Source organism: Amycolatopsis echigonensis, assembly GCF_002846615.1.
Classification (GTDB): Bacteria; Actinomycetota; Actinomycetes; order Mycobacteriales; family Pseudonocardiaceae; genus Amycolatopsis; species Amycolatopsis echigonensis.
On record NZ_PJMY01000003.1, the window covers coordinates 4,896,996 to 4,922,663 of the forward strand.

At 69.8% G+C, this 25,668-nt stretch carries 30 protein-coding genes and 2 pseudogenes; 21 read left to right on the plus strand and 11 right to left on the minus strand.

Annotation, left to right across the window (positions count from 1 at the left end; genetic code table 11):
- Positions 1–90: 90 nt before the first annotated feature.
- The 4 genes from ctaD to ATK30_RS28470 all read left to right on the plus strand — a co-directional run bounded on the left by ctaD (position 91) and on the right by ATK30_RS28470 (position 4,709).
- Positions 91–1,863 carry an aa3-type cytochrome oxidase subunit I gene (gene ctaD / locus ATK30_RS28455; protein WP_101438098.1) on the plus strand — a complete coding sequence of 591 codons (1,773 nt, stop codon included), beginning with the start codon at positions 91–93 and terminating at the stop codon, positions 1,861–1,863.
- Positions 1,864–2,253: 390 nt separating this feature from the next.
- A complete protein-coding gene (gene serB, locus ATK30_RS28460; RefSeq protein ID WP_101438099.1) occupies positions 2,254–3,483 on the plus strand; it encodes a phosphoserine phosphatase SerB in 1,230 nt (409 codons plus the stop codon).
- On the plus strand, positions 3,480–4,253 hold the full coding sequence (locus ATK30_RS28465; protein WP_101438100.1) for a peptidyl-tRNA hydrolase: 774 nt from the start codon (positions 3,480–3,482) through the stop codon (positions 4,251–4,253). Before serB ends, ATK30_RS28465 begins: the two co-directional genes overlap by 4 nt.
- A 51-nt stretch (positions 4,254–4,304) precedes the next feature.
- On the plus strand, positions 4,305–4,709 hold the full coding sequence (locus ATK30_RS28470; RefSeq protein WP_101438101.1) for an OsmC family protein: 405 nt from the start codon (positions 4,305–4,307) through the stop codon (positions 4,707–4,709).
- 514 nt (positions 4,710–5,223) lie between these two features.
- Here ATK30_RS28470 and ATK30_RS47785 read toward each other — a convergent pair.
- The 3 genes from ATK30_RS47785 to ATK30_RS28485 all read right to left on the minus strand — a co-directional run bounded on the left by ATK30_RS47785 (position 5,224) and on the right by ATK30_RS28485 (position 8,347).
- Positions 5,224–5,556, minus strand: a complete 333-nt coding sequence (locus ATK30_RS47785) for a hypothetical protein (protein WP_009082506.1) — start codon at positions 5,554–5,556, stop codon at positions 5,224–5,226.
- 57 nt (positions 5,557–5,613) lie between these two features.
- Positions 5,614–7,665 carry an ATP-dependent DNA helicase gene (locus tag ATK30_RS28480; protein ID WP_101438102.1) on the minus strand — a complete coding sequence of 684 codons (2,052 nt, stop codon included), beginning with the start codon at positions 7,663–7,665 and terminating at the stop codon, positions 5,614–5,616.
- Between the two features lie 91 nt (positions 7,666–7,756).
- Positions 7,757–8,347: a biotin transporter BioY gene (locus tag ATK30_RS28485; RefSeq protein ID WP_101438103.1), complete on the minus strand. Its 591-nt coding sequence runs from the start codon at positions 8,345–8,347 to the stop codon at positions 7,757–7,759.
- A gap of 187 nt (positions 8,348–8,534) precedes the next feature.
- Between ATK30_RS28485 and ATK30_RS28490 the strand changes: the two genes are divergently transcribed.
- Positions 8,535–9,191 carry a hypothetical protein gene (locus tag ATK30_RS28490; protein ID WP_167442022.1) on the plus strand — a complete coding sequence of 219 codons (657 nt, stop codon included), beginning with the start codon at positions 8,535–8,537 and terminating at the stop codon, positions 9,189–9,191.
- A 4-nt stretch (positions 9,192–9,195) separates the two neighbouring features.
- Here the strand turns inward: ATK30_RS28490 and ATK30_RS28495 are convergent, their stop codons facing one another.
- Together ATK30_RS28495 and ATK30_RS28500 are read right to left on the minus strand one after the other, a co-directional pair.
- A complete protein-coding gene (locus tag ATK30_RS28495) occupies positions 9,196–9,771 on the minus strand; it encodes an isochorismatase family protein (protein ID WP_101438105.1) in 576 nt (191 codons plus the stop codon).
- Positions 9,772–9,781: 10 nt separating this feature from the next.
- Complete coding sequence (locus ATK30_RS28500; RefSeq protein WP_101438106.1) at positions 9,782–11,086, minus strand: nicotinate phosphoribosyltransferase; 1,305 nt, start codon at positions 11,084–11,086, stop codon at positions 9,782–9,784.
- A gap of 74 nt (positions 11,087–11,160) precedes the next feature.
- Here ATK30_RS28500 and clpS point away from each other — a divergent pair, with 74 nt between their 5' ends.
- Genes clpS through ATK30_RS28515 form a run of 3 tightly spaced genes read left to right on the plus strand, consistent with a single transcriptional unit; the run spans position 11,161 to position 13,012 of the window.
- Positions 11,161–11,460, plus strand: a complete 300-nt coding sequence (gene clpS / locus ATK30_RS28505; RefSeq protein WP_037718267.1) for an ATP-dependent Clp protease adapter ClpS — start codon at positions 11,161–11,163, stop codon at positions 11,458–11,460.
- Entirely contained in the window at positions 11,457–12,014 is a 558-nt protein-coding gene (locus ATK30_RS28510; protein WP_101438107.1) for a DUF2017 domain-containing protein, read from the plus strand. The genes clpS and ATK30_RS28510 overlap by 4 nt, the downstream gene beginning before the upstream one ends.
- On the plus strand, positions 11,975–13,012 hold the full coding sequence (locus ATK30_RS28515; protein ID WP_101438108.1) for a P1 family peptidase: 1,038 nt from the start codon (positions 11,975–11,977) through the stop codon (positions 13,010–13,012). The genes ATK30_RS28510 and ATK30_RS28515 overlap by 40 nt, the downstream gene beginning before the upstream one ends.
- Positions 13,013–13,014: 2 nt before the next feature.
- Here the strand turns inward: ATK30_RS28515 and ATK30_RS28520 are convergent, their stop codons facing one another.
- Positions 13,015–13,386: a hypothetical protein gene (locus tag ATK30_RS28520; protein WP_101438109.1), complete on the minus strand. Its 372-nt coding sequence runs from the start codon at positions 13,384–13,386 to the stop codon at positions 13,015–13,017.
- A gap of 81 nt (positions 13,387–13,467) precedes the next feature.
- On the opposite strand from ATK30_RS28520, the gene ATK30_RS28525 reads away from it, so the two are divergent.
- From ATK30_RS28525 to ATK30_RS28580, 12 genes and pseudogenes are all read left to right on the plus strand, one after another.
- Entirely contained in the window at positions 13,468–13,875 is a 408-nt protein-coding gene (locus tag ATK30_RS28525; RefSeq protein WP_009082496.1) for a M67 family metallopeptidase, read from the plus strand.
- Positions 13,876–13,940: 65 nt separating this feature from the next.
- Positions 13,941–14,219, plus strand: a complete 279-nt coding sequence (locus tag ATK30_RS28530; RefSeq protein WP_009082495.1) for a MoaD/ThiS family protein — start codon at positions 13,941–13,943, stop codon at positions 14,217–14,219.
- Between the two features lie 4 nt (positions 14,220–14,223).
- Complete coding sequence (locus ATK30_RS28535) at positions 14,224–15,174, plus strand: PLP-dependent cysteine synthase family protein (protein ID WP_101438110.1); 951 nt, start codon at positions 14,224–14,226, stop codon at positions 15,172–15,174.
- Between the two features lie 134 nt (positions 15,175–15,308).
- Positions 15,309–15,995, plus strand: coding sequence for a rhomboid family intramembrane serine protease (locus tag ATK30_RS28540; protein WP_416332814.1), 687 nt, complete (start codon positions 15,309–15,311; stop codon positions 15,993–15,995).
- Positions 15,992–16,792 (plus strand): glutamate racemase, encoded by an 801-nt coding sequence (gene murI, locus ATK30_RS28545; protein ID WP_101438111.1) that lies wholly within the window; start codon positions 15,992–15,994, stop codon positions 16,790–16,792. Before ATK30_RS28540 ends, murI begins: the two co-directional genes overlap by 4 nt.
- 36 nt (positions 16,793–16,828) lie before the next feature.
- Entirely contained in the window at positions 16,829–17,596 is a 768-nt protein-coding gene (locus tag ATK30_RS28550; RefSeq protein WP_101438112.1) for an MBL fold metallo-hydrolase, read from the plus strand.
- 91 nt (positions 17,597–17,687) lie between these two features.
- Positions 17,688–18,464, plus strand: coding sequence for a ribonuclease PH (gene rph / locus ATK30_RS28555; RefSeq protein WP_009082482.1), 777 nt, complete (start codon positions 17,688–17,690; stop codon positions 18,462–18,464).
- The gene (gene rdgB, locus ATK30_RS28560; RefSeq protein WP_101438113.1) at positions 18,461–19,069 is read left to right on the plus strand and encodes an RdgB/HAM1 family non-canonical purine NTP pyrophosphatase; all 609 of its coding nucleotides are present in this window, start codon (positions 18,461–18,463) and stop codon (positions 19,067–19,069) included. Before rph ends, rdgB begins: the two co-directional genes overlap by 4 nt.
- 59 nt (positions 19,070–19,128) lie before the next feature.
- Positions 19,129–19,281, plus strand: a pseudogene (locus ATK30_RS28565) (ATP-binding protein); the annotation flags it as partial.
- A gap of 206 nt (positions 19,282–19,487) precedes the next feature.
- The gene (locus tag ATK30_RS28570; protein ID WP_037361642.1) at positions 19,488–20,693 is read left to right on the plus strand and encodes an IS110 family RNA-guided transposase; all 1,206 of its coding nucleotides are present in this window, start codon (positions 19,488–19,490) and stop codon (positions 20,691–20,693) included.
- Positions 20,694–20,737: 44 nt separating this feature from the next.
- Positions 20,738–21,033: pseudogene (locus tag ATK30_RS47790) on the plus strand (AraC family transcriptional regulator); the annotation flags it as partial.
- Positions 21,034–21,099: 66 nt separating this feature from the next.
- Positions 21,100–21,678: a dihydrofolate reductase family protein gene (locus ATK30_RS28580; RefSeq protein WP_101438114.1), complete on the plus strand. Its 579-nt coding sequence runs from the start codon at positions 21,100–21,102 to the stop codon at positions 21,676–21,678.
- A 49-nt stretch (positions 21,679–21,727) separates the two neighbouring features.
- Here ATK30_RS28580 and bcp read toward each other — a convergent pair whose 3' ends face one another.
- From bcp to ATK30_RS28600, 4 genes are all read right to left on the minus strand, one after another.
- Entirely contained in the window at positions 21,728–22,204 is a 477-nt protein-coding gene (gene bcp / locus ATK30_RS28585; RefSeq protein WP_101438115.1) for a thioredoxin-dependent thiol peroxidase, read from the minus strand.
- A 15-nt stretch (positions 22,205–22,219) separates the two neighbouring features.
- On the minus strand, positions 22,220–22,759 hold the full coding sequence (locus tag ATK30_RS28590) for a hypothetical protein (protein WP_101438116.1): 540 nt from the start codon (positions 22,757–22,759) through the stop codon (positions 22,220–22,222).
- A gap of 197 nt (positions 22,760–22,956) precedes the next feature.
- Positions 22,957–23,139, minus strand: a complete 183-nt coding sequence (locus ATK30_RS28595) for a hypothetical protein (RefSeq protein ID WP_037358542.1) — start codon at positions 23,137–23,139, stop codon at positions 22,957–22,959.
- Positions 23,140–23,170: 31 nt separating this feature from the next.
- Complete coding sequence (locus tag ATK30_RS28600; protein ID WP_101438117.1) at positions 23,171–24,046, minus strand: LysR family transcriptional regulator; 876 nt, start codon at positions 24,044–24,046, stop codon at positions 23,171–23,173.
- Between the two features lie 116 nt (positions 24,047–24,162).
- On the opposite strand from ATK30_RS28600, the gene ATK30_RS28605 reads away from it, so the two are divergent.
- The gene (locus tag ATK30_RS28605; protein ID WP_101438118.1) at positions 24,163–25,062 is read left to right on the plus strand and encodes an MBL fold metallo-hydrolase; all 900 of its coding nucleotides are present in this window, start codon (positions 24,163–24,165) and stop codon (positions 25,060–25,062) included.
- Here ATK30_RS28605 and ATK30_RS28610 read toward each other — a convergent pair.
- On the minus strand, positions 25,049–25,648 hold the full coding sequence (locus tag ATK30_RS28610; protein ID WP_101438119.1) for a TetR/AcrR family transcriptional regulator: 600 nt from the start codon (positions 25,646–25,648) through the stop codon (positions 25,049–25,051). The two genes, ATK30_RS28605 and ATK30_RS28610, sit on opposite strands and share 14 nt — an antisense overlap.
- Between the last annotated feature and the right edge of the window lie 20 nt (positions 25,649–25,668).

A 25,668-nucleotide genomic window follows, 5' to 3' on the forward strand; every position in this document is an offset into this window, starting at 1 on the left:
CTACGATCCCCCTAGCCGCCCGGATCAGGCTCGCCTGAGCCCGAGCGCCCCGAAGTTGACCACCACCAGGTTGCAGTGTTGGAGGCAGGAGTGACGGCCGTAGCCCCGAAGCCGATCGCGACGCGCCCGTATCCCGCGCGCGAGACGGCAAAGGGTTCGTACCTGCTGCGGTTGTTCCGCACGACGGACCACAAGCAGATCGGGATCATGTATCTCGTCGCGTCGTTCGCCTTCTTCATGGTCGGCGGCGCGATGGCCATGCTCATGCGGACGGAGCTGGCCCAGCCCGGCCAGCAGTTCCTGTCGCAGGAGCAGTACAACCAGCTGTTCACCATGCACGGCACGGTGATGCTGCTGCTGTACGCGACGCCGAGCCTGTTCGGGTTCGCGAACTTCGTCCTGCCGCTGCAGATCGGTTCGCCGGACGTGGCGTTCCCGCGGCTGAACGCGTTCTCCTTCTGGCTGTTCCTCTTCGGCAGCCTGATCGTGCTGTCGGGCTTCCTCACCCCGGGCGGCGCCGCCGACTTCGGATGGTTCGCCTACACGCCGCTCTCGGACGCGATCCACTCTCCGGGCGTCGGAGCCGACCTCTGGATCGCCGGTCTGGCGGTATCCGGTCTAGGCACGATTCTCGGCGGCGTCAACATGATCACCACCGTGGTCTGCCTCCGCGCGCCCGGCATGACCATGTACCGGATGCCGATCTTCACCTGGAACATCCTGATCACGAGCATCCTGATCCTGCTCGCGTTCCCGATCCTGACCGCGGCCCTGTTCGGCCTGATGGCGGACCGGCACCTCGGCGCCCACGTGTTCGACCCCGCCAACGGCGGCGTGATCCTGTGGCAGCACCTCTTCTGGTTCTTCGGCCATCCTGAGGTCTACATCGTCGCGCTGCCGTTCTTCGGGATCGTGTCGGAGATCTTCCCGGTCTTCAGCCGCAAGCCGGTGTTCGGCTACAAGGGCCTGGTCTTCGCGACGCTGTCGATCGCGGCGCTGTCGGTGGCGGTGTGGGCGCACCACATGTACGCGACCGGCGCGGTCCTGCTGCCGTTCTTCTCCTTCATGACGTTCCTCATCGCGGTCCCGACCGGCGTGAAGTTCTTCAACTGGATCGGCACGATGTGGAAGGGCCAGCTGTCCTTCGAGACGCCGATGATCTTCTCGATGGGCTTCATCGTCACGTTCCTCTTCGGCGGTCTGACCGGCATCATGCTGGCCGCTCCGGCGATCGACTTCCACGTGTCGGACAGCTACTTCGTGGTGGCGCACTTCCACTACGTCCTCTACGGCACGATCGTGTTCGCGACCTTCGCCGGGATCTACTTCTGGTTCCCGAAGATCACCGGCCGGATGATGGACGAGAAGCTCGGGAAGTGGCACTTCTGGACCACGTTCATCGGCTTCCACACCACGTTCCTGGTGCAGCACTGGCTGGGCGCGGAAGGCATGCCGCGGCGTTACGCGGACTACCTGGCCAGCGACGGGTTCACCACGCTGAACACGATCTCCACGATCGGCGCGTACATCCTCGGGGCGTCCACGCTGCCGTTCATCTGGAACGTGTTCAAGAGCTACCGGTACGGCGAGATCGTCACGGTGGACGACCCGTGGGGCTACGGCAACTCGCTCGAGTGGGCCACGTCCTGCCCGCCGCCGCGGCACAACTTCACCGAGCTGCCCCGGATCCGCTCCGAGCGGCCCGCGTTCGAGCTGCACTACCCGCACATGGTCGAACGCCTCCACGCGGAAGGCGAGATCGGCTTCTTCGGCAAGGCCAAGCACGTCGCGGCCCCGTCGCAGAAGCTCGTGGACGCCACCATGCCGGGCGACCACAGCAAGGACAACGCGAGCGAGCAGTAACGGCGCTCGAAGAATTGCACGGGCGCGTGCCCGGTCGGGGTTTCTCTCGGCCGGGCACGCGCCTTTTTCGTGGCTGGACCCGCTGAGCCGGGGCAGAGCGCGGTGAGCGGTTCTAACCGGCACACGCACCCGGACCGCGCCGCCAGCCTTCGCCTGAGACCCCTCAGCGGGCCCGTGCCGCCCCTCTGCCGACGCTCGCGCGAGGCCTCGCGGGACACGCCCGACCTCGTCCCAGCCCGTCGCAGCGGCTCTCATCGCCCGTTAGTGGTGCCAGCGGTGTGAAGCGCGGCACGGGGGCGTTCTGCCCGCCGCCGCGGGAGGCCAGACTGGGCGTGCCGACTCGCCGTGGCCTAAGCGTCGGTGCCGAGACGAACGAGGGATACCGAACCAGTGAGCCAGACTCCCGTCCTCATCACCACGACCGGTCCGGACAAGCCCGGGGTCTCGTCCGTGCTGTTCGCCGTGCTCACCCGGCACGACGTGGACGTGCTCGACATCGAGCAGGTGGTCATCCGAGGGCAGCTCGTGCTCGGCGTGCTCGCTGGCGTCTACCGCGACCCGGAGGGGCTTCAGGAGTCCGTCGAGCAGGCGATGGCGACTGTCGGCATGGAGGTCGAGGTTCGGATCGGCGACGCGATCGGCGAAGATCCGTTCGCGCTCGGCCGGCGCGATTCGTCGCACGTGCTCGTCTTGCTCGGGCGTCCGGTGACCGCGCGGGCGTTCTCCGAGGTCGCGCGGCGGCTGGCGGGCGTCGGGGCGAACATCGATTCGATCCGCAGCGTCGCGGACTACCCGGTGACCGGGCTCGAGCTGTACGTCTCGGTGCGCGAAGACACCGACGAGACGGACGCGGAACTCCGGTCCACGCTGGCCGACGCGGCGTCCGAGGCCAACATCGACGTCGCCGTCGAGCGCGCGGGCATCACGCGCCGGGCGAAGCGGCTGGTGGTCTTCGACGTCGATTCCACGCTCGTGCAGGGCGAGGTCATCGAGATGCTCGGCGCGTACGCCGGCGTCGAGGAGCAGGTCCGCGAGATCACCGAGGCCGCGATGCGCGGCGAGCTGAACTTCGCCGAGTCGCTGGAGCGGCGCGTGTCGCTGCTGGCCGGACTGCCCGCGAGCGTGATGGACGAGGTCGCGGAGAAACTCGAGCTGACGCCGGGGGCCCGCACGACCGTCCGCACGCTCAAGCGCATGGGCTTCCGCTGCGGTGTCGTGTCCGGCGGGTTTACCCAGGTCATCGACCATCTCGTGGACGACCTCGGCCTCGATTTCGCCGCGGCCAACGAACTGGAAGTCGTGGACGGCAAGCTCACCGGCCGCGTCGTCGGCGACATCGTGGACCGCGCGGGCAAGGCCACGGCGCTGCGACGGTTCGCGGGCGAGTACGGGATCCCGCTGGGCGCGTGCGTCGCGGTCGGCGACGGGGCCAACGACATCGACATGCTCGCCGCGGCCGGCATGGGTGTCGCGTTCAACGCCAAGCCCGCGCTGCGGGAGGTCGCCGACACCGCGCTGTCGCACCCGTACCTCGACGCGGTGCTGTTCGTCCTCGGCGTCACGCGCGCCGAGGTCGAGGCGGCCGACGCGGCCGACGGACTCGAACTGGTCCGCCCGTGAACCCTCTGCTCGAACCGCTGCGCAGCCGCTACGCCTCGTGGCTCGGCCTCCCCGCCGAGGACACGTCGGACACATCCGACGAGAACCCGGACGAGGTCCGCGCGATGCCGATCATCCTGCGGATCGAACGCGCCGAACCGCCGGGCCGCACCGCGCTCCTCGAAGCGGCGGCCGCGGCGGCGCTGGCGGTCTGCCTGGACGAACGCGCCCAGCCCGGCGGCGAATGGGCCGAGCCGGTCCACGCGTGGCTCGACAACCGCATCCGGAAGGTCGCGCGCCGGGCTCGCGGCACGCACTGGCAGGCGGTGCTCGACCAGCCGGGAATCACCATCGAAGTCGACGGCGCGCAGGCGCGGGCGCTCGTGCCCGGGCTGGTCAAGGAGACCCCGAAAGAGGTCTCGCGGCTGCAGATCTCCGGCAGCGAACTGCCCGCCGACACCCCCGGCCCGGCCCCGGCCGACGTCCCGCTGCTGATGCTGAACCCGGACGTCCCGATGACCGTCGGCAAGGCGTCCGCGCAGGTCGGGCACGCCACGATGATCCTCGCGTCGCTGCTGCCGGATGACGAACTGGCGGCGTGGGCGGCGAGGGACTACCGGGTCGCGGTCCGCACGCCCAGCCCGGCCCGGTGGAAGGAGCTGTGCCCGGTCGAGGACCCGGAGGCGGGCTGGCGTGACAACCGCGTGATCGCCGTCCGCGACGCGGGTTTCACCGAGGTCGACCCCGGCACGATCACCGTGCTCGCGCAGCAGCCCGGAACATCGGCGTGACTCGCGCGGTTGGGCCAATGCAGTGACCCAACGGGTGGAAAGGCGTCTCGGATGACCTTGGAAGTACAGCGCGAAGGCACGCACAGTTTCGTCGGCCGCAACGAGCGCGGCGCGGAAGTGCGGGTGGGCCGGGCTGGTGCGGAGGGCGCGTTCTCCCCGGCGGAACTGCTGCAGATCGCGGCCGCGGGCTGCTCTGCGGTGACGGCGGAGCAGCTGATCACGCGACGGGTGGGCGAGGATTCGAAGTTCCGGGTCTCCGTGACGGCCGACCGGCGCGAAGGTGCGTCGGAACTGGACGCGGTGCACGTCGCGTTCGACGTCGATGTGTCCGCGCTCGACGAGGGTCAGCGGGCGGACCTGGCGGGCGCGGTGGACCGGGCGATCGAGCGGCTGTGCACGGTGAGCCGGACGTTGAAGAAGGGCATTCCGGTGACGGAGACCTTCCCGACCGCTTGAGCCGCAGCGGGTGGATGCTTGGGGGCGGACAGCCGAGTTGCTGCGCCTCGGGCGGTTCGTCTGGCGGGATCGCCAAGGTGCGGTGGACGGGCGTTCGCCGAGTTGCCGCGGCGGGCGAGTGGTTGGTCGGGGTGGGGCCGCGGAGTTGCGACGGGGCGGTTCCCACGGTGGGCTCGCCGAGCAGGAGCGGCGGGTTGGTCTCGTAGCGAGATCGCCGAGCCGCTGCGGCGGGATCGTCCAGCTGCCGTGGCAACGGACGGTTCTCCTGGCACGGCCGCCGAGTTGCCGCAGCAGGTGGTTCCTGCGGTGGTGGCCAAGCAGAGCTGACGGCAGGCGATCCTCGTGCCAGGATCGCCGAACAACCGTGCCAAGCAGCCACTGCGGCACGGTCTCGAACAGCTCTGGCCGCACCCGTCAAAGCCGCCGCGCCCCTTGTCCAGCAAGGGTTTTCCCCGCCGCCACCGGCAGCGAACGCGCCAGCCGAACCCCGGCGCGGCTCAAACCAGACTCAAGCTCAGCTTTGCCACACCACGTACGCCTGGTCAGCGTCCGTGGTCATCGCCTCGATGAACTTCTCGTTGTCGAAGCCGGGCAGGGTCTGGAGGCGTTCGATGAGGGCGTCCGCGGCCGGGTCGCCGCTCGGGACCGCGGTGCCTTTGCCGTCGTTGCCGACCAGCATGAAGAAGACGTCTTCGTTCCAGGGGCCGTCGGGGATGACTCTCACCATGACGGATTGCAGCTCCGACCACGTCACAGCTTCTTCGCTGCCATCGGCGAGCCGGCGCCGAACCCCGGTGTCGTCAACACTGACGGTCCGGGATTGGGCGCTGGACGAATCCTGGGTCAACGGTGCTCCCTGTCGTGTTCGTTCCACTCACCGTACCCGCCCGTCCGCCGCGCTCGGTCAGGCGGGCGCGGCCGCGTCGAGTCGCTTCAGTGCGTCGCGCGCGACCTGCGGATCTGTCGTCGGCCAGAACGGCGGCAGCGACGCGCGCAGGAAACCGCCGTAGCGCGCGGTGGCCAGACGGGAGTCCAGCACGGCCACTACGCCGCGGTCGGTGACCGAGCGGTGCAGCCGTCCGGTGCCCTGTGCCAGCAGCAACGCCGCGTGCGTCGCGGCCACGGTGAGAAATCCGTTGCCGCCCCGGGCTTCCACCGCGCGCTGGCGAGCGGACAACACCGGATCGTCCGGACGGGGGAACGGGATCCGGTCCACCACCACGAGCTGCAGCGACGGACCCGGCACGTCGACGCCCTGCCACAGCGTGAGCGTGCCGAACAGACAGGTGCGCGCGTCCTCGGCGAACTGCCGCACCAGCAACGGCGTGGCGTCGTCGCCCTGGCAGAGGATCGGGTGGTCGAGCCGTTCCCGCATGGCCTCCGCGGCCTGTTTCGCCGCGCGCATCGAGGAGAACAGGCCCAGCGTACGGCCGCCGGCGGCTTCGACCAGCCCGGCCAGTTCGTCCATTGTGGACTCGGCGAGCCCGTCCCTTCCCGGCGGCGGCAGGTGCTTGGCGAGATAGAGGATGCCGTTGCGGCGGTGGTCGAACGGCGATCCGACGTCCAGTCCGGTCCATTTCGGGCCGTTGTCCTCGTCGGACGGGGCTTCCTTGTCGGTGGCCGTGCCCGGCGACTTCACCACGCGCGCGCCGCTCGGCGGGAGACCCCATTGCCGGGCCATGGTGTCGAATTCGCCGCCGAGCGTCAGCGTCGCCGAGGTCAGCACGGTGGTGTGCTGATTGAAGACCCGCTCCCGCAGCAATCCCGCGACGCCCAGCGGCGCGACCTTCAACGCCGGCGGCCGCGGGTTCGCGGAGTACTTGTCGCCGGTCACCCAGACGACGTCGCGTTGGTGCGCCAGATCTTCGTCGTACGCCTCGAGCAGCCGCACCGCGGTGTCGTGCACTTCTTCGAGCAGCGACCGCGCCAGTTTGCGCGCGGTCGCCTCGCCGACGTCTTCCTTGCGATCCGAGCCCAGCGCGGTGAGGCATTCCTTCGCCGCGTCGCGCACCGCCGGGATCGCGCCCTGCAACGGCCGGGGCAGCGCGTCGAGCCGTCCGGCCGGGATGTCGTCGAGGATCAGCGCGAGCCCGTCGGAGGACTCCAGCAGCCGGTCCGCGATTCCCGCGTCGATCAGCTTTCCGCAGCGCCGCGCGGCGGCCGACACCATGGCGCTGGTGAGCTCGCCGGTCGCGACCGAGGTGACCCGGTCGACCAGGTCGTGCGCCTCGTCGATGATCACCAGGTCGTGGTCCGGCAGCACCTGGTAGCCCTGCAGCGCGTCGATGGCCAGCAGCGCGTGGTTGGTGACCACGACATCGGCTCGGCCCGCCTCGGCTCGCGCGCGTTCGGCGAAGCAATCGGTGCCGACCGGGCACTTCGCGGCGCCGAGACATTCCCTTGCGGTGACGGAAACCTGCCGCCACGCCTGGTCGGACACGCCGGGCACCAGCTCGTCGCGGTCGCCGGTTTCGGTGTCCGACGTCCACTCGTGCAGCCGCGTGACTTCCTTGCCCAGCCGGGACACCGCGAACGGGTCGAACAGCTGCGCGTCGTCGGGTTCGTCGGCCGGGCCGGTGTCGAGCCGGTGCAGGCAGAGATAGTTGCGGCGGCCCTTGAGGATCGCGAAGGTCGGTTCGCGCCCGAGCGGCTTCTTGAGCGCCTTCGCCAGGCGCGGGAGATCGCGGTCGACCAGCTGGCGCTGCAACGCGATGGTGGCGGTGGAAACGACGACGGTGGTGTCTTTCTCCACCGCGTGCCGGATCGCGGGCACCAGGTACGCCAGCGATTTGCCGGTGCCCGTTCCCGCTTGCACGGCGAGGTGTTCGCCGGTGCGGATGGCGTGGCCGACGGCGTCGGCCATCTTCACCTGGCCGGGGCGTTCAGCGCCGCCGACAGACTCCACCGCGTGGGTGAGGAGTTCGAGGACGCCGGGGAAATCGGTTCGGGCGGGCACAGCGAGACACGATAGCCGCCAGCCCCGACAGGATCTTCGATCCGGCGCGAACGGACCCGTCGCGCCGGACCGAAGCTCCCGGAATTCCGGCTCAGTCTTCCTTGCGGAAGCGCGAAACCGCGGCCCACGCGAGCGGCAGCACCCCGGCCGCGACCACGGTCTTCAGCACGTCACCGACGAGAAACGGCGTGACGCCCTTGTCGAAAGCGGTGGCGAGATCGAACCCGGTGACGGCCATCAGCCACGGCACGCCGAAGGCGTAGATCGCGACGTTGCCGAGCACCATGGTCCCCGCCGTGCGCAGCGGAGTGCGGTCGCCGCCGCGGCGGGCGAGGGTGCCCACGAGGGCGCCGGCGAACACGAACCCGACGATGTAGCCGGCCGAGGCTCCGGACAGCCCGGAGGTTCCGCCCTGGAACCACGGCACGCCGGCCGCGCCGACGAGCAAGTACAGCAGCAGCGAGGCAGCGCCGCGGCGCATGCCGAGCGTCGCGCCGACGAGCAGCGCGGCGAAGGTCTGGCCCGTCATCGGCACCGGTGTGCCGGGAAGCGGGATGACCAGTTGCGCGGCCGCGCCGGTGAGCACGGCCCCGCCGGCGACGAGCGCCAGGTCGCGCACCAGAGTGCCGGGCACGAGGTCGGCCAGCACTTGACGGCGGGCCGGGAGAGACAGTGACGACACGGGACCTCCAACCACGGAAAACGGACGTCAGGGCAGGTTATCGTCGAGCGAGGCGACGGAACGAGACAAGTTGCGTTCCTCACCACCCCTGTCGTCCGCCACACGTCCGGGTGAGCTGCGACCGTCGACGTTTGGGACCCCCTCCGCGCTGCCGATGTCGAAGCACGGGCGAAGGGAGAGCAGTCGAATGCGCGGACGGATCTTGCTGGTCACCGGGGTTTTCCTGGCGGCGGTGCCCGCGGTGGCGCACGCCGATCCGCCGACGTCCACCGGCTGGGGTTCCGCGGGCAGCCTCGACGTCCTGGTGGACCACCAGCACGTCGTCACCGGCGAACTGGCCCGGTGCGACGCCGACGGGCCGGCTTCCGCGCGTACCACCGGCGGCGCGGCAGGCGACGTCGCGGTGTTCGGTTTCGGCGGCACCACCTGCGAGCGACAAGGCCAGGTCGCGATGGTGCGGACCGGCGGCCAGCGCTTCGAATCCGACCTGCTCACCCGGTACGGCGGGCCTGAACTGAAGGTCCGCACGTACTCGGTCGGCTGCACTACCACGACGGATTCGGGCAGCACCGGTTCGATGTCGATCGGCGAGGTCTCCGGCTTCACCGCGCCGTCGTCGATCCCGGCGAACTACCGCGTCACGATCCCCGGCGGCGCCGCGGGCACGGCGCTGGCCACGATCACGCTCAACGAGACGGTGACGCCGCAGCCCGCCGACGGCAGCCTGGTCACGCACGCGGTGCACGTGAAGCTGTTCCCGCAAGGCGGTCCGGCCAGCGGGGACATCTACCTCGGCACCGCGGCGTGCAACCCGTACGGCAAGGGCGGTGCGCCCAAGCAGTGACGCGTCAGGCGGGCGGCAAGGCGGGCGTGCCGGTGTAGCGGACGCCTGCCTTGTCGAAGTCCTTCAGCGTCGCGTCCACCGTCGGCCGCGATCCGCCGACGGTCAGATCCAGCAGCACGTGCACGTTGAACCCGGCGCCCGCGGCGTCGAGGGCGGTGGCGCGCACGCAGAAGTCGGTGGCGATGCCGACGACGTCGACGTCGGTCACTTCATGCGCGCGCAGCCATTCCTCGAGCGTCTTGCCGTCGCCGGACTTGCCCTCGAAACCGGAGTACGCGGCGCTGTACTCGCCCTTCGAGAACACTGCCTCGACCGGCACCACGTCCAGTTCCGAGTGGAACGACGCGCCCGCGGTGCCCGCGATGCAGTGCGGCGGCCAGCTGGTGTTGAAGTCGGGCGTGTCGCTGAAGTGGTCGCCCGGGTCGATGTGGTGGTCGCGGGTGGCGACGATGTGCGCGTAGCCGCCGTCGGCCATCCGCCGCGAGATGGCGGTCGCGGCGGCCGCCCCGCCCGGCAGGCCGAGCGAGCCTCCCTCGCAGAAGTCGTTCTGCACGTCCACCACGATCAGCGCGGTTCCCATGGTCGGCTCCCTACAGAAAAGTCGTCGGTATCGCGGGCTCGCCGTGCGAGAGCTTGAGGCCCTCCCACGGCAGGCTCACCTGCGCGCGCCGCAGGCGGGCACGCGCGTCGTCCAGCGTGGGCAAATCATCCATCGGCACGCCACCGCGCACCAGGGGGATCTGCAGGTCGAGATCGTTCTCGCCGGGCTCCGGACGGCCGCTGGCGGCGGTCCAGACCACTTCCTCGACCGCGGTCCCGGTGTCGCGGTGCCGGCGCAGCGCGTGCTTGCGCCCGCCGCGGGATTCCTTGTGCGCACTGCGTTTCGCGACCGGCCTGCCGTCGACCTCGACCAGCTTGTACACCATGCCGGCGGTCGGCGCGCCGGATCCGGTGACCACCGAGGTGCCGACGCCGTACGCGTCCACCGGCTCCGCGCGCAGCGCCGCGATCGCGTGCTCGTCGAGGTCGCCGGACACCACGATCCGGGTGTCCTTCGCGCCGAGCGCGTCGAGCTGGTCGCGGGCCTTGCGGGCGAGCGGGCCGACGTCGCCGGAGTCGATCCGGATCGCGCCCAGCTCCGGACCGGCGACGCGCACGGCCGCCTCGATGCCCGCGGTGATGTCGTAGGTGTCCACCAGGAGAGTGGTGTCCGCGCCCATCTTGCTGACCTGGGCGCGGAACGCGGCTTCCTCGCTGTCGTGCAGCAGCATGAACGCGTGCGCGACCGTGCCGCGGGTCGGGATCCCGTAGCGGCGGCCCGCTTCGAGGTTCGACGTGGTGGCGAATCCGGCCAGGTAGGCGGCGCGCGCGGCGGCGACCGCGGCGTACTCGTGCGTGCGCCGTCCGCCCATCTCGATGATCGGCCTGCCGTGCGCCGCGCCGGACATCCGCGCTGCCGCCGACGCGATCGCGCTGTCGTGGTTGAGGATCGACAGCACCAGCGTTTCCAGCACCACCGCCTCGGCGAAACTGCCGGTCACGGTGAGGATCGGCGAACCGGGGAAGTACAGGTCGCCTTCGCGGTAGCCGTCGATGTCGCCGCGGAACTCGTAGTCGGCCAGCCACGCCAGCGTTTCCGCGTCGACGACCGCGGTCTGCTCCAGCATGGCCAGTTCGGCGTCGGTGAACCGGAACTCGGCGATCGCGTCGAGCACGCGCGCGGTGCCGGCGACGACGCCGTACCGGCGGCCGTCGGGAAGCCGGCGCGCGAAGACTTCGAACACGCACGGCCGGTCGGCCGTCCCGTCCGCGAGCGCGCTCGCCAGCATGGTCAGCTCGTAGTGGTCGGTGAGCAGCGCCGTGCTGGCGCTGGTGACCGGCTCGGGGGAACCCATGGGAGCACCCTATTCACTCACATGGACGGACCTGGCGCGGCGTACCGGGACGGCCCCGTGACACCATGGTGTGCATGTCCACGCCTGTCGCATCCGAACAGACGCAGGTCGATCCACTCGGGGCCGAGCTGGCCGAATCCGACCAGCCTTGGCGGACGATCGTCTGGAACGATCCGGTCAACCTGATGTCGTACGTGACGTACGTCTTCCAGAAGCTGTTCGGCTACAGCCGGGACCACGCCACGAAGCTCATGCTCGACGTGCACAACAAGGGCAGGGCGATCGTGTCGTCCGGTTCGAAGGAGAAGGTGGAGACCGACGTGGCGAAGCTGCACGCCGCGGGCCTGTGGGCGACCATGGAACAGCCCTCGTGAAGGCCTGGCGGCGCAAGGGGGACGCCATTCTCGCCGGGTTCGAACAGCAGGAAGCCGCGGTGCTGCGCGGGCTGGTCGGGCAGCTGGAGGACATGCTCACCGCGCGGGCCGAGGAGGCCCCGCAGGACGAACTGGCCGAGCTGACCGGCATCCGCACCGGACCCGCCGAATCGCCGGACGACCCGGTGCTGTCGCGGCTGCTGCCGGACTTCCACCGGCTCGACCCGGACAACCCGAGCCGCGAGGACCTCGATTCGGCCGCGGCGATGCGGTCGCTGCACGAGCCGGAGCTGCTGGAGAAGAAGGTCGGCGTCGCGAAGACCGTGCTCGACACGCTGCCGCGCGACGGCGGTTCGGTGAAGCTGACCTTCGAGCAGGCCGACGCCTGGCTCGGCGCGCTGAACGACGTCCGGCTGGCGCTGGGCACCGCGCTCGACGTCACCGAGGACATGCCCGACGAGCTGCCGGACGACGACCCCCGTGCCCCCCATCTCGGCGTCTACCATTGGCTCACATGGGTGCAGGAGACGCTGATCCAGGCGCTGACCGGCTGACCGGCGGGAAAATCACCGACGTTCCCGGCGTGCTCGTAGGCCATCACCAGCGGCTGGGCGACGGCTGGGCCAGCGGAACCACTGTCGTGCTCGTGCCGGACGGCGCGACCGGCGCGGTCGATCAGCGCGGCGGCGCGCCCGGCACGCGCGAAACCAACTTGCTGGAGCCGGAAAACCTGGTGCAGCAGGTGAACGCGGTCTGTCTCTCCGGCGGAAGCGCGTACGGGCTCGCGGCGGCGGACGGCGTGATGCGATGGCTGTCCGAGCGGAATTTCGGGTTTCCCGTTGGCGCACAACCGTATGAGGTGGTGCCGATCGTGCCCGCGGCGGTGCTGTTCGACCTGCCGCGCAGTGCGTGGGGCAACCGGCCGGACGCCGATTTCGGTTACGCCGCTTGCGAAGCAGCCGGGGACGCGGTCGCGATGGGCACCGTCGGCGCGGGTTCGGGCGCGGTGGTCGGCTCGCTCAAGGGCGGCATCGGGACGGCCAGCGAGGTCGTCGGCGAGGTGACGGTCGGCGCGATCGTCGCGGTGAACGCGGCCGGCCAGGCAGTGGATTTCGCGACTGGGCGGGCTTTTGCCGCTGATCACGAAGTAGACGGCGAGTTCGGCGTCCGCTGGCCGGACCGTCCCGGCGAGGTGCCCGGGCAGCGGACCGATCTGAACACCACGATCGGTGTGGTGGCTTGCGATGCGGCGTTGACGAAGGCCGAGGCGCGCCGGTTGACGGTGGCCGCGCAGGACGGGTTGGCGCGCGCGGTGCGTCCGGCGCACTCGATGTTCGACGGCGACACCGTGTTCGCGCTGGCGACAGGTGCACGGGAGCTGCCAGGGGAGCCCGGGTCGTTCGCGGTGGCGGCGCGAGCGGGCGCGCTGGACGCGCTTTGTGCGGCGGCTGCGCGGGTGTTCGCGCGAGCGATGGTGCACGGACTGCTGTCGGCGACTTCAGCGGCTGGTGTCCCGGCTTATCGCGATGTGTGGCCGGAAGCTTTCGGCTGAGGTCAGAACGGGTCCTGCGGGAGGGCGTCCTCGCTCCGCTCGAGGTCGGCGGCGCGCACCGCGGCCACATACTCGTCCTCGATCTCCAGCACCAGGCCGCCGAACGACACGGTCGCCCCGAGCGACGGATGCAGGTCCACCGGGCCCAGCTCGGTCGACCTCGGCAGCTGCGCCCACACCGAGACCGGCTTCCACCGGCGGAAAGCGCTGCAGGCGAGGACCGTCACGTGCCGGTCGGTCACCACGACGACGAAGTTCCGGTGCGCGGCCATCATCGACACCATCAGCGACGTGGCGGGAAACACGTACTGGACGACGTCGCCCTCGACCAGGAACGAACGGCAGCGTTCGCGGACCTTCGACGACACCGGCATCCCGCTATTGTGCCCTGACCTGCGGATGAGCGGTAGCTCTCACAGTGTGGACTGGTTCGGTCCACGAACTAAGATGTCCGTGTGCTCCGGATCCGCCGTGAACTCGTCGACGAGATCGTCGCCCACGCCCGCCGTGACCACCCCGACGAAGCGTGCGGGGTGGTGGCCGGTCCTGCCGGTTCGGACCGCCCCGAGCGGTTCATCCCGATGCTGAACGCGGCCCGTTCGCCGACGTTCTACGAGTTCGACTCGGGCGACCTGCTCAAGCTTTACCGCGAGATGGACGCGAACGACGAGGTCCCGGTGGTCATCTACCACTCGCACACCGCGACCGAGGCCTATCCGTCGCGCACCGACGCGAACATCGCCGCCGAACCCGACGCGCACTACGTGCTCGTCTCGACCCGAGAGCCCGATTCGCACGAGTTCCGCTCGTACCGGATCGTGGACGCCGAGATCACCGAGGAGCCGGTCGAGATCATCGACTGATCCCGGAATAAAGCGCGGCGTCCGATGCGTCAGCGTGTTAGGAACCCACCCGGAGGTAAGAAACCATGGCCGTGACCGTGTCCATCCCGACCATCCTGCGCACCCACACCGGCGGCGAGAAGTCCGTCGAGGCGTCGGGCAAGACCGTCCTCGAGATCATCGACGACGTCGAGTCGCGGCACGCCGGGCTGAAGGCGCGCCTGGTCAAGGAGGAGAAGCTGCACCGCTTCATCAACGTCTACGTCAACGACGAGGACGTGCGCTTCTCCGGCGGGCTCGACGCCGAGGTCAAGGACGGCGACACCCTCACCATCCTGCCCGCCGTCGCGGGCGGCGCGCGCTGAGCCGGTGACTCGCTACGACTCCCTCCTCGACGCCCTCGGCGGCACGCCGCTGGTCGGGCTGCCGCGGCTGTCCCCGACCGACGAGGTGCGGCTGTGGGCGAAGCTCGAGGACCGCAACCCGACCGGCTCGATCAAGGACCGGCCCGCGCTGGCGATGATCGAGGCGGCGGAGCGGGACGGCATCCTGCGCCGAGGGTCCACGATCCTCGAACCGACCTCGGGCAACACCGGGATTTCGCTGGCCATGGCCGCGAAGCTCAAGGGTTACGGCCTGGTGTGCGTGATGCCGGAGAACACGTCGGCCGAACGCAAGCAGCTGCTGCAGGCGTACGGCGCGCGGATCGTGTTCTCGCCGGCCGCGGGCGGCTCGAACGAGGCGGTGCGGCGGGCCAAGGAGCTGGCGAAGCAGAACCCGGACTGGGTGATGCTGTACCAGTACGGCAACCCGGCCAACGCGGACGCGCACTACCGCGGCACCGGGCCTGAGCTACTGAAGGACCTGCCGACGCTGACGCATTTCGTCGGCGGCCTCGGGACGACCGGGACGCTGGTGGGAGTGGGCCGGTACCTGCACGAGACCAAGCCGGACGTCCAGGTCATCGCGGCTGAGCCCCGGTACGGCGAGCTGGTCTACGGCTTGCGGAACCTCGACGAGGGGTTCGTGCCAGAGCTGTACGACGAAAGTGTGCTCAACGGACGCTATTCGGTGGGGGCGTACGACGCTCTCCGGCGGACGCGGGAGCTGCTGGAGCACGAGGGCATTTTCGCCGGGATCTCCACGGGTGCGGTGCTGCACGCCGCTCTCGGGGTCGCGGAGAAGGCCGCTGCCCGCGGCGAAAAGGCGGACGTGGCTTTCGTGGTCGCGGACGCCGGGTGGAAGTATCTGTCGACCGGCGCGTATTCCGGGTCGCTGGACGAAGCGGCAGAACGGCTTGACGGTCAGCTCTGGGCCTGACCTTTGACTGTCCGTGAAGGACTCCTTGAGGGAATCAGATTCCCGGAAGGAGTCCTTCACGGACCGCGTCCCGGGCCTGAAGTTCAGGGATTTCTCCCGAGGCCGCCCGCTCGCCCGCGACGTAGCCTGAGGTCGTGAGCACACTGCCTCCCTTCCCGCCGACCTCGCCGCCGCCCGCTGCCGGCGGCGACAAGCCGGTCGACGCCGCGAAGCGCATCCTGCCGGCCCGTCCCAAGGCCGCGGCGTTCGTCGCGCTGGGGTTCGTGGCGGTGCTGTACCTCGTGGAGCTGCTCGACGTGATCCTCCCGGGCGACTTCACGCACGGCGGGATCCTGTCGCGGGAGGCGTCCGGCCTCGACGGCATCCTGTGGGCGCCGCTGCTGCACGCGGGCTGGTCGCACCTGTTCTCCAACACGGTGCCGGTGCTGATCTTCTCCTTCCTCGCGATGGCGGCGGGCATCGGCCGGTTCGCGGTGGTCACGGCGATCATCTGGGTGGTTTCCGGGCTTGGCGTGTGGCTGATCGGACCGGCGAACGCCTACACCGTCGGCGCGTCCGGCCTTGCCTTCGGCTGGCTCGCGTATCTGCTGGTGCGCGGCCTGTTCCACCGGTCGCTCGCACAGATCGCGGTCGCGGTCGTGCTGCTCGGCGTCTGGAGCGGGATGCTCTGGGGCCTGCTGCCCGGCAACCCCGGCATCTCCTGGCAAGGCCATCTCTTCGGCGCGCTGGCCGGCATCCTCGCCGCGTGGCTGACCTCACGCGGCGAACGCGTCAAATCCCCGAAGGCTGAGCCGACGACCCCGGGTAACCTCGGGATGTGAGTTCTCCCGGCGCGCCCATCGGTGTTTTCGATTCCGGCGTCGGCGGGCTCACCGTCGCACGCTCGATTCTCGAACTGCTGCCTGCCGAACAACTGCGCTACGTCGGCGACACCGCGCGCAACCCGTACGGCCCGTTGCCCATCGCCACCGCTCGCGAGTACGCGTTGGCCGCTCTCGACGACATGGTCGAGAGCGGTGTGAAGGCGTTGGTGATCGCATGCAACACGGCGTCCGCGGCCTGCCTTCGCGACGCGCGCGAACGCTACGACGTACCTGTCATCGAAGTGGTCCTTCCGGCTGCGCGCCGGGCAGCAGTCGCGACGCACAGCGGACGCGTCGGTCTGATCGGCACCGAGGGCACTGTGCGTTCGAGGGCGTACGACGACGCCTTCGCCGCCGCGCCCGACGTACGCCTCACCAGCGTCGCTTGTCCGCGCTTCGTGGACTTCGTGGAGCGCGGGATCACTACCGGCCGACAGATCCTCGGCCTGGCGCAGGGCTATCTGGAGCCGTTGCTCGCAGCCGAGGTCGACACACTCATCCTCGGCTGCACGCACTATCCGCTGCTGTCCGGCGTGCTGCAGATCGTGATGGGACAGGACGTCACGCTCGTCTCCAGCGCCGACGAAACCGCCAAGGACCTCTACCGCGTGCTGACCGAGCTCGACCTGCTGGCCGAACGCGACGAGCCGCCGCGGCACGAGTTCCTCGCCACCGGTTCGCCGGAGCCGTTCGCCCGCTTGGCGCAGCGGTTCATGGGCTTCGCGCCGGGTGCGCTCGCCCCGCTCAGCGCGTGACGCTGCGGCGCCGCTGAGCGGAGTTAGGGTGACGGGGTGCGACTGACGATCCTCGGGTGTTCGGGCAGCATCCCCGGGCCGAACGCCGCCGCGTCCGGGTACCTCTTGGAGGCGGAGGGCTACCGGCTCGGGCTCGAGCTGGGCACGGGCACGTTCGCCCAATTGCAGACCGTGCTGGACCCGTTCGACCTGGACGCGCTTGTCCTTTCGCACCTGCACGCCGACCACTGCGCCGACGTCAACTCCCTGACGGTGCTTCGCCGCTACCACCCCGCGCCGCCGTACCCCGCGCGGCCGAGGCAGCTGCCGCTGTACGCGCCAGCTGAGGCACCCTCGCGCCTCGCGCACGCGTACGCGGCAGACGCAGCTGAACGAGCTGGCGCGGACCTATCGGACGTGTACGAGTTCCACGAGCTTCGCGAAGAGACTGTCCAGATCGGTCCCTTCGACGTGACGGCCGTCGCCGTGTACCACCCGACGCCCGCTTTCGGCCTGCGTATCGCGTACGGCGGCACCATCCTCGCGTACACCGGTGACACCGGGCAGTGCCGAGTTCTCGGCGAGCTGGCTGACGGTGTCGATGTCCTGCTTTCTGAAGCGTCCTGGACCGATGCCGCCGACCGTCCGCCAGGCGTGCACCTCTCCGGCAAAGAAGCAGGTGAACTGGCCAAGGAAGCCGGGGTAAGCCGTCTGCTGCTGACGCACGTCGCGCCGTGGACCGACCGGAACGCAGTCTTGGCCGAGGCCAAAGCTGTGTTCCCGGACGCCGAGCTGGTGACGCAAGGCGCGGTCTACGACCTCTGATCGGAAAGCGTCAGAGGCACGTCCTAGCTCCGCCTTCCTCCCCTCCACCACCCTCAACGGAGTGGCGTTGCCACGCAGTATCGTCTGCTGCGTGGCTAGAAAAGATGGCAGGAACGACGACCAGCTCCGCGAAGTGAAGCTCACCCGCGGGTTCCAGAAGTGGCCTGCCGGGTCCGTGCTCGTCGAGTTCGGCAACACCAGGGTGCTGTGCGCGGCGAGCGTGACCGAGGGCGTGCCGCGCTGGCGTGCCGGATCCGGTCTCGGCTGGGTGACCGCGGAGTACGCGATGCTCCCGTCCGCGACCAACACCCGCAGCGACCGCGAAGCGGTCAAGGGCCGGATCGGCGGGCGGACGCACGAGATCTCCCGGCTGATCGGCCGCTCCCTGCGCGCCTGCATCGACCTGGCCGCGCTCGGCGAGAACACCATCGTCATCGACTGCGACGTGATCCAGGCGGACGGCGGCACCCGCACCGCCGCGGTCACCGGTGGCTACGTGGCCCTGGCGGACGCGATCACCTGGCTGGGAGCGGCGAACCGGCTCAACGACCCACAGCCGCTGTCGTCCTCGGTGGCCGCGGTGAGCGTCGGCGTCGTGGACGGCCGGGTGCGCCTCGACCTGCCGTACGAGGAGGACTCGCGCGCCGAGGTCGACATGAACGTGGTCGCCACCGACGCCGGAACCCTCATCGAGGTGCAGGGCACCGGCGAGGGGGCCACCTTCGCGCGGTCCACTTTGGACACGATGCTGGACCTGGCGCTGGCGGGCTGCGAGGAACTGACGCGGCTGCAGAAAGAAGCGCTGGCGCTGCCGTACCCGGGCGAGTTGCCCGAACCGCGTCCGGACAAGAAGAAGGGCCAGAAGTGACCAAGCTGCTGCTGGCCACCCGGAACGCGAAGAAACTGGGCGAACTGCGCCGGATCCTGGAAGCGGAAGGCATCCAGGGCATCGAGGTCGTCGGCCTGAACGACGTCGAGGAGTTCCCGGAAGCCCCGGAAACCGCCCCCGACTTCGAAGGCAACGCCGCGGCCAAGGCGCGGGACGCGGTCGCCGCCACCGGTCTGCCCGCCATCGCCGACGACTCTGGCCTGGCCGTCGACGCTCTCAACGGCATGCCCGGAGTCCTCTCGGCCCGCTGGTCCGGCAAGCACGGCGACGACGAGGCGAACCTGAACCTGGTGCTGGCGCAGCTGACGGACACCCCCGACGAGCGCCGGGGCGCGGCCTTCGTCTGCGCGGCAGTACTGGCTCTCCCGTCCGGCGAAATCACCACGGTCCGGGCCGAATGGCGCGGCACGCTGACGAGGGAAAAGCGCGGAACCAACGGTTTCGGCTACGACCCGATCTTCGTGCCGGAAAACGAAACGAAAACCAGCGCGGAACTGAGCCCGGCGGAAAAAGACGCGGCTTCGCACCGAGGCAAAGCCCTGCGCGCGCTCCTGCCAGCTCTGCGAAAACTGGCTGACGCATAACTCCCGCCCGCCCTGGAGCCGCGCTGGTGGCTCCGGGGCGGGACCCGGGCTGGTCTCGAGACCTGCCCCGAGTTTTCGACCGTTTCTGGCGCGCAGATCCCTCGAGAAGCCGAACCTCCGGCGGCAGCGGCCTGGGGTTGGCAATCGTCCGTAACGTGGCCGAGGCTCACGGCGGTTCGGCTATTCCCCGTTACCTTTTTCGTAGCTCCTGATCAAGGAGTTCGTGGTCGCCAGGCCCGGCATGACTGAGTCCCCCAGTCGCGTTCATGATCCGGGGGGTGGTGTCACCGGGTTTGGTGGCATCGAGGGACCGCTGATAGGGACACGGCCGCCCGCTGGGTAGGTCTCGTCGTAACGTGGCTGCCGGCCTTTGATGCTCGACTGGTGACCATGCACGACAAGACGGAAGATACCTTCGATGACCAGCGAATACGCCGTGTTCCTCGGCTTGGACGTCGGCAAGGGCGAGCATCACGCGGTCGGTCTGGATCCGGCCGGGAAACGGCTGCACGACGCTCCGCTGCCCAACAGTGAGCCGAAGTTGCGGGCGATGTTCGACAAACTCACTGTTCACGGCCCAGTCCTGGTCGTGGTGGACCAGCCCGCCACGATCGGCGCACTGCCCGTGGCGGTGGCCCGCGCCTGCGGGCACGAGGTGGCCTACCTGCCAGGGCTGGCGATGCGCCGCATCGCCGACCTCTACCCGGGCAACGCCAAAACCGACGCCCGCGACGCCTATGTCATCGCCGACGCCGCCCGCACCCTGCCCCACACCCTGCGCCGGCTCAACGTCGACGACGAAGCCCTGGCCGAGCTGGACGTGCTCGTCGGATTCGACGACGACCTCGCCGCCGAAGCGACCCGGGTCAGCAACCGCATCCGCGGCCTGCTCACCGGCATCCACCCCGCCCTCGAACGCGTCCTCGGCCCCAAAATCAGTCACTCTGCCGTGCTGGAAATCCTGTCCCGCTGCGGCGGCCCTATCGGGATCCGCAAGGCCGGTTGCCGCAAACTCGCGGCGATCGCCACCACCCACGCCCCACGCATGGGCACAAAACTGGTCGAGGACATCCTCGCCGCACTGGACGAGCAGACCGTCACCGTCGCGGGCACCGCCGCCGCGGACAAGATCCTGCCCAGACTCGCCGACAGCCTGAAAACCGTGCTGCAGCAACGGAAAACCGTCGCCGCCGAAGTCGAGGAGATACTCGATGCACACCCTCTTGCCCAGGTCCTGACATCGATGCCCGGCATCGGCGTCAGGACCGCCGCCCGCATCCTCCTCGAAATCGGCGACGCCTCCGGTTTCAAAACCTCCGGACACCTCGCCGCCTACGCCGGCATCGCCCCGGTCACCCACCGCTCCGGAACCTCGATCAAGGGCGAACACCCCGCCAGAACAGGCAACCGCAGACTCAAACGCGCCTTCTTCCTCGCCGCTTTCGCAGCCCTGTCCGACCCCACCAGCCGGACCTACTACGACCGGAAGAGAGCCGAGGGCAAGAAACACAACGCCGCGCTGATCTGCCTCGCCCGCCGCCGCTGCGACGTCCTGTTCGCCATGCTCCGCAGCCGCACCAACTACCGGCACCCCGAACCGACCAGTACCCCCGCTGCCGCTTGACAACAACATAGGGACACCCCCCGGACCCGGTCCGCGAGCTGAGTCAGACCGCCGGAGTCAGCACCCATCTGGCACCGCGGTTCAAGGCACTCATCGGCATCACGCCGAAGCGACTGGCCCGCCCCCACCGCTTCACCGCCACCGTGTTCGCGATCGACCCCGCCGGACCGATCGGCTGGAGCGACCTGGCCGGTCGCGCGGGCTACTTCGAGGCCCCCTCGGCCACGAGTTCAGCGCCTTCACCGGCCGAACGCCGACCCAGTACGTCGAAGTCCGGCGGCGGTTCCTGCGCGACCATCCCGGCCACCCGCTGGAGGGCCGGCCGTTCCCGGCCGATTGATTTCTTACCAGCGCGACCGCTGGCGAGACGCTAATTTGGGGCCATCCGAACGCAGAGGAGAACCCCGTGGGCAAGGTCGTCATGTACGGCTCGGTGTCGGCGGACGGCTTCATCGCCGGCGAAAACGACCAGCCCGGCCCGCTGTTCGACTGGCTGACCAGCGGCGACGTCCCGCTGGACGAGAGCGGCGTGCTGAAGGTGTCGCAGCCGTCCTACGACTACACCCGGCAGTACTGGGACCAGATCGGGGTGACCATCGCGGGCCGCCACGTCTTCGACCTGACTGACGGCTGGGACGGGACACCTCCGAGCGGAATCGACCACGTAGTCGTCGTGACCCACCGCCCGGCACCCGAGGGCTGGAACCCCGACGCACCGTTCCACTTCGTCGACGGCGTCAAGTCCGCCGTCGCCAAAGCGCAAGAGCTAGCAGGCGACCGCATTGTCGAGGTCGCCGCTGGTGACGTCGGTGGCCAGGCGTTAGCCGCGGGCCTGGTCGACGAGGTGCGCATGGACGTGGTGCCGGTCGTCTTCGGCTCCGGCAAACGCTACTTCGGCTCGGTCGCAGCGCAGCACCTGCTGGAGGATCCGGACGTGGTTCAGGGCGACCGGGTGCTTCACCTGCGCTACCAGGTGCGTCGCTGACCGGTCGCGCGGAGAGGCGTGTCCGGCCTCTCCGCGCTCCGGCGGCAATTCAGGCGGAAATCCCCAAATCCCGGATCAGCTTCGCCACGTGCCCGGTAGCCCGCACGTTGTAGGCGGCCTTGGCGATCTTCCCCTCCGCGTCCACGATGAACGTAGACCGGATCACGCCCTGCACGATCCGCCCGTAGTTCTTCTTCTCCCCGAACGCGCCCCACTCGGTCAGCACTGTCTTGTCCACATCGGACAGCAACGGGAAGGTCAGCTTCTCCGCCTCGACGAACTTCGCCAGCTTTTCCGGCTTGTCCGGCGAAATCCCCAGCACCTGATACCCCGCGTCGTTCAGTTCCGCGAGGTTGTCCCGGAAATCGCACGCCTGCTTGGTGCAGCCCGGCGTGCCCGCGGCAGGGTAGAAGTACACCACCACGGCCTGGCCGCGGAAGTCGCTGAGCGAGACGTTCTTGCCGGTGCTGTCCGGCAGGGTGAATTCGGGCGCTTCGTCGCCCACGGCGAGTCGCTGGTCGGTCATGGGGACGAGAGTAATTCAGGCGTCTCCGCAATACGTGACGACGGCGGGCTCGCCGGTGCTCGGCCGCACCTGCACGGCCATCCGGGCGCTCTCGGCGGGCACCGCGAAAGCGAGCGTGAGCTGCGTGGACCGGCCGGGCATCAGGTCCTTCCCGGCGTCGGAGACGCCGCCGAGCCCCTGCGTGGCGTCGACGACCTGCTTCGCCGGCTTCCCGGCGACCGTGGCGGTGACGGACATCCCGGAAACCCGGTACGGATCGGTGCCGTTGTTGGTGACCTGGATGTAGAACGCCGCCGCGCGCGCACTGCGCGGGTACGCCGCCGGGCTCGGCTGGAAGGACTGCGGGGCGGACAGCGAGACCGTGATCCCGCTGGCGAAGCGGTGATTGGCGCCGAACTGCAGGTCGCCGGAGGCTTGCGCGGCCGCGGGCTGCGCCGCCGGGTTGCCGACGCCCATCGCGGCGGAGCCTTCCCGAGCGTTGACGCCGCCGCAGGCCGCCGCGGAGAACAGCAGGCAGGCGGTCAGCAGCAGTTTCGGGGTGCGCGCGGGCGCCATCGCGGGGGTACTCCAGTCGGGGTGGGGCGGTGTGCCGTTCGGCGTAGTTGCCGGGCGGACCCGCTCCACTGTGGCGGCACTATTGCCGTCACGGTGCGGAAGACGCGGACCTGGTGTACAGCCGTGGCCGATCCGTGATCGAAAGAGCACTCCGGGTGACAGTCGTCACCCCGATGTCAACGGCCGTCGGTCGGGATTCACACCGCGAACGCGAACAACAGGATGAACACCGCGACGCCGGCGCCCCAGGCGACCATGAGCCAGCCGAAGTCGCGCACCGGGTCGACCGCGCGGCTTTCCTCGCCGGGGATGTACACGCCGCGGTTTTCGAACCAGTCCGCGCATTTGCGCAGGATCCGCAGCGGATTGCGTTCCGGCACGGCCCACACCTCCCCGATGTCCGGGCCCAGCCTACGGGTTCGCGGGGGTTTCGCGGCCGTCGAGCCCGGCGATGCGCACGGCGAGTTCGACGAACGAGCGAACGAGCGGCGGCGTCGAGTCCTCGCGCCAGGCGACCACGAGCCGGCTCGGCGGGTAGCCGGCGAGCGGGACCGTCGCGACGCCCTCGGGAAACGAGTGCACGAGCGGGGCCAGCCCGACGGTTCCGTTCCACAGCACGGCTTGCAGGCATTCGTGCACGGTCCGCACGACCGGGCCGCCGGTGACGCCGCCGCTCCAGAACGCCTGCCACTGCGGGTCGGTGCCGTCCGGGAACCGGAACCACGTCCGGCCGGCGAGTTCCTCCCGGCGCACCTCGTCGCGGCCGGCCAGCGGATCGTCCGCGCGCAGGACGACGCCCATCGGGTCGGAACGCAGCACCTGTGTGCGGATTCCGGTGGTGTCGAAGGGAATCCGGGTGAGCGCGACGTCCACGAGCCCGGCGCGCAGGCCGGTCGTCGGATCGGTGAGGCCGGCTTCGCGGACGCTGATCCGCACGCCCGGATGCCGTTCGCGGAACTCGCCGGCGAGCCGGATCCCGACCGGTTCCGAGCTGTCGGCGAGGGTGCCGAGCGTGAGCGTTCCGGGCCCGGCCGCCGCGGCGACCCTCGCCCGGGCCTGGTCCGCACCCGCGAGCAGGGTGCGAGCCTCGTCGTAGAGCGTGGTCCCGGCGGCGGTGAGCGTGACGCCGGACGGCGATCGGTCCAGCAGCGTCGCGCCGAGGTCGGTTTCGAGCTGTTTGATCGCTCGGCTCAGCGGCGGCTGGGTCATGTGCAGCCGCGCCGCCGCCCGGCCGAAGTGGCGCTCCTCGGCGACCGCGACGAAGTACCGGAGTGAACGGAGATCCACAACCAGCGACAATACCCGCGCGGTATCGGGAAAAGCGGATCAGTCTTGGACACCGGCGCGGGCGCGGCGCTGGACTGGAACGGTCCCTGATCCCGCGCTGTGAGGAGCCCCCGGCGATGACCGACTACCCGTATCCCGATCCCGTCGTGCAGACCGCACAGGTGCGCGAACTCGCCCGCGACCTCGTCGTGCTCCCGAACCAGGGCGTGCAGCTGGTGCCGAACGTCGGCGTCATCGGCGGGACGCATTCCGTGCTCGTCGTCGAGACCGGCATGGGGCCGCGCAACGCGGAAACCGTGCTGAAGTTCGCGGCCGAGTACGCGCGCGGTCGCCGGATTTACTTGACCACCACGCATTTCCACCCCGAGCACGCGTTCGGCGCGCAGACCTTCGGCGGTGCCGCGACCTACCTGGCCAACCGCGCGCAAGCGACCGATCTTGTCGAGAAAGGCCCCGGCTACCTGCGGATGTTCGCCGGCTTGGGAGAACCGGTCGCGCGGCAGCTGGAAGGGGTGGAACTGCCGGCCCCGGACGTCGTCTACGACTCTTCGCACGACCTCGACCTCGGCGGTCGCGTGGTGCAGCTGCGCGCGACCGGTCGTGCGCACAGCAAGGGCGACCAGGTCGTCACGGTCCCGGACGCGCGTGTCCTGTTCACCGGCGACCTCGCCGAGACCGGCCAGTTCGCGATCTTCCCGTGGTTCCCGCCGCACGACACCGACGTGTCCGGCATCCGCTGGATCGAGGTCATGCGGAAGCTCGCGCGGCAGCGACCGGAGATCGTCGTTCCCGGCCACGGCGAGATCAGCGGTCCGGAACTGCTCGACGACCTGCGCGCCTATCTCGAACTGCTGCGCGACGAGACCTGGCGTCGCCGGGATTCGGGAATGGACGAGGCGACCGTGATCGCGGATGTGCGGGACGAGTTGATCAAGCGGCATCCGGAGTGGGAAGGCCGCGAATGGATCGACACCGCGGTGGCGTGCCTGTGCGCGGAACACGTCAGTCGCGTTTGAGCAACGGCGCGAGCGTCGTCAGGACGGCCTGCCGGGTCGCTTCGGCCCGCTGCTCGGCGGTCAGCTCGCCGACGCGGTCGAACATGGCTTGCGACGCTCCGCGCACCGCGCCGGCGAACGCGCCGGTCAACGCGCGAGCGCTGAGGTCGTCCAGCTCGTCGGGAAAGGCTTCGGCGAGGATTCCGGCGATCCGGCGCTCGGCATCGAACTGGATCTGCAGCGCTCGGCCCTGGACGGCGGGCACGGTCTGGAGCAGCCGCATCCGCAGCGGGGTCAGCTTGCCGATGATGTCGTTGCTGACCTCGCCGCCGTGGCAAAGGACGCGAACCAGCAGGTCGATGGGCCGGTCGTCCGGGGCGCGGTTCGCGAGGGCGTCGAGCAACGCCTGCACCCGGCTCTCGGCGTCCGGGAACACCAGCTCTTCCTTGCTGGCGAAGTAGCTGAAGAACGTGCGCGTGCCGATCTCGGCGGCCGCGGCGATGTCCGCGATGGTCGTCTCGTCGTAGCCGTTGCGCTCGAAGAGGTCCATGGCCGCGTCGATCAGGGCCTGGCGGGTGCGGGCGCGCTTGCGTTCACGGAGCGACATGAGGCGAGCATACGGCACTG

Coding starts and splice junctions, on each gene's coding strand:
- ATK30_RS28470 (WP_101438101.1), top strand. CDS start 4,305: ATGACCTTGGAAGTACAGCGCGAAGGCACGCACAGTTTCGTCGGCCGC.
- ATK30_RS28490 (WP_167442022.1), top strand. CDS start 8,535: ATGCGCGGACGGATCTTGCTGGTCACCGGGGTTTTCCTGGCGGCGGTG.
- ATK30_RS28495 (WP_101438105.1), bottom strand. CDS start 9,771: ATGGGAACCGCGCTGATCGTGGTGGACGTGCAGAACGACTTCTGCGAG.
- ATK30_RS28500 (WP_101438106.1), bottom strand. CDS start 11,086: ATGGGTTCCCCCGAGCCGGTCACCAGCGCCAGCACGGCGCTGCTCACC.
- clpS (WP_037718267.1), top strand. CDS start 11,161: ATGTCCACGCCTGTCGCATCCGAACAGACGCAGGTCGATCCACTCGGG.
- ATK30_RS28515 (WP_101438108.1), top strand. CDS start 11,975: ATGGGTGCAGGAGACGCTGATCCAGGCGCTGACCGGCTGACCGGCGGG.
- ATK30_RS28520 (WP_101438109.1), bottom strand. CDS start 13,386: ATGCCGGTGTCGTCGAAGGTCCGCGAACGCTGCCGTTCGTTCCTGGTC.
- ATK30_RS28530 (WP_009082495.1), top strand. CDS start 13,941: ATGGCCGTGACCGTGTCCATCCCGACCATCCTGCGCACCCACACCGGC.
- ATK30_RS28570 (WP_037361642.1), top strand. CDS start 19,488: ATGACCAGCGAATACGCCGTGTTCCTCGGCTTGGACGTCGGCAAGGGC.
- bcp (WP_101438115.1), bottom strand. CDS start 22,204: ATGACCGACCAGCGACTCGCCGTGGGCGACGAAGCGCCCGAATTCACC.
- ATK30_RS28590 (WP_101438116.1), bottom strand. CDS start 22,759: ATGGCGCCCGCGCGCACCCCGAAACTGCTGCTGACCGCCTGCCTGCTG.
- ATK30_RS28605 (WP_101438118.1), top strand. CDS start 24,163: ATGACCGACTACCCGTATCCCGATCCCGTCGTGCAGACCGCACAGGTG.
- ATK30_RS28610 (WP_101438119.1), bottom strand. CDS start 25,648: ATGTCGCTCCGTGAACGCAAGCGCGCCCGCACCCGCCAGGCCCTGATC.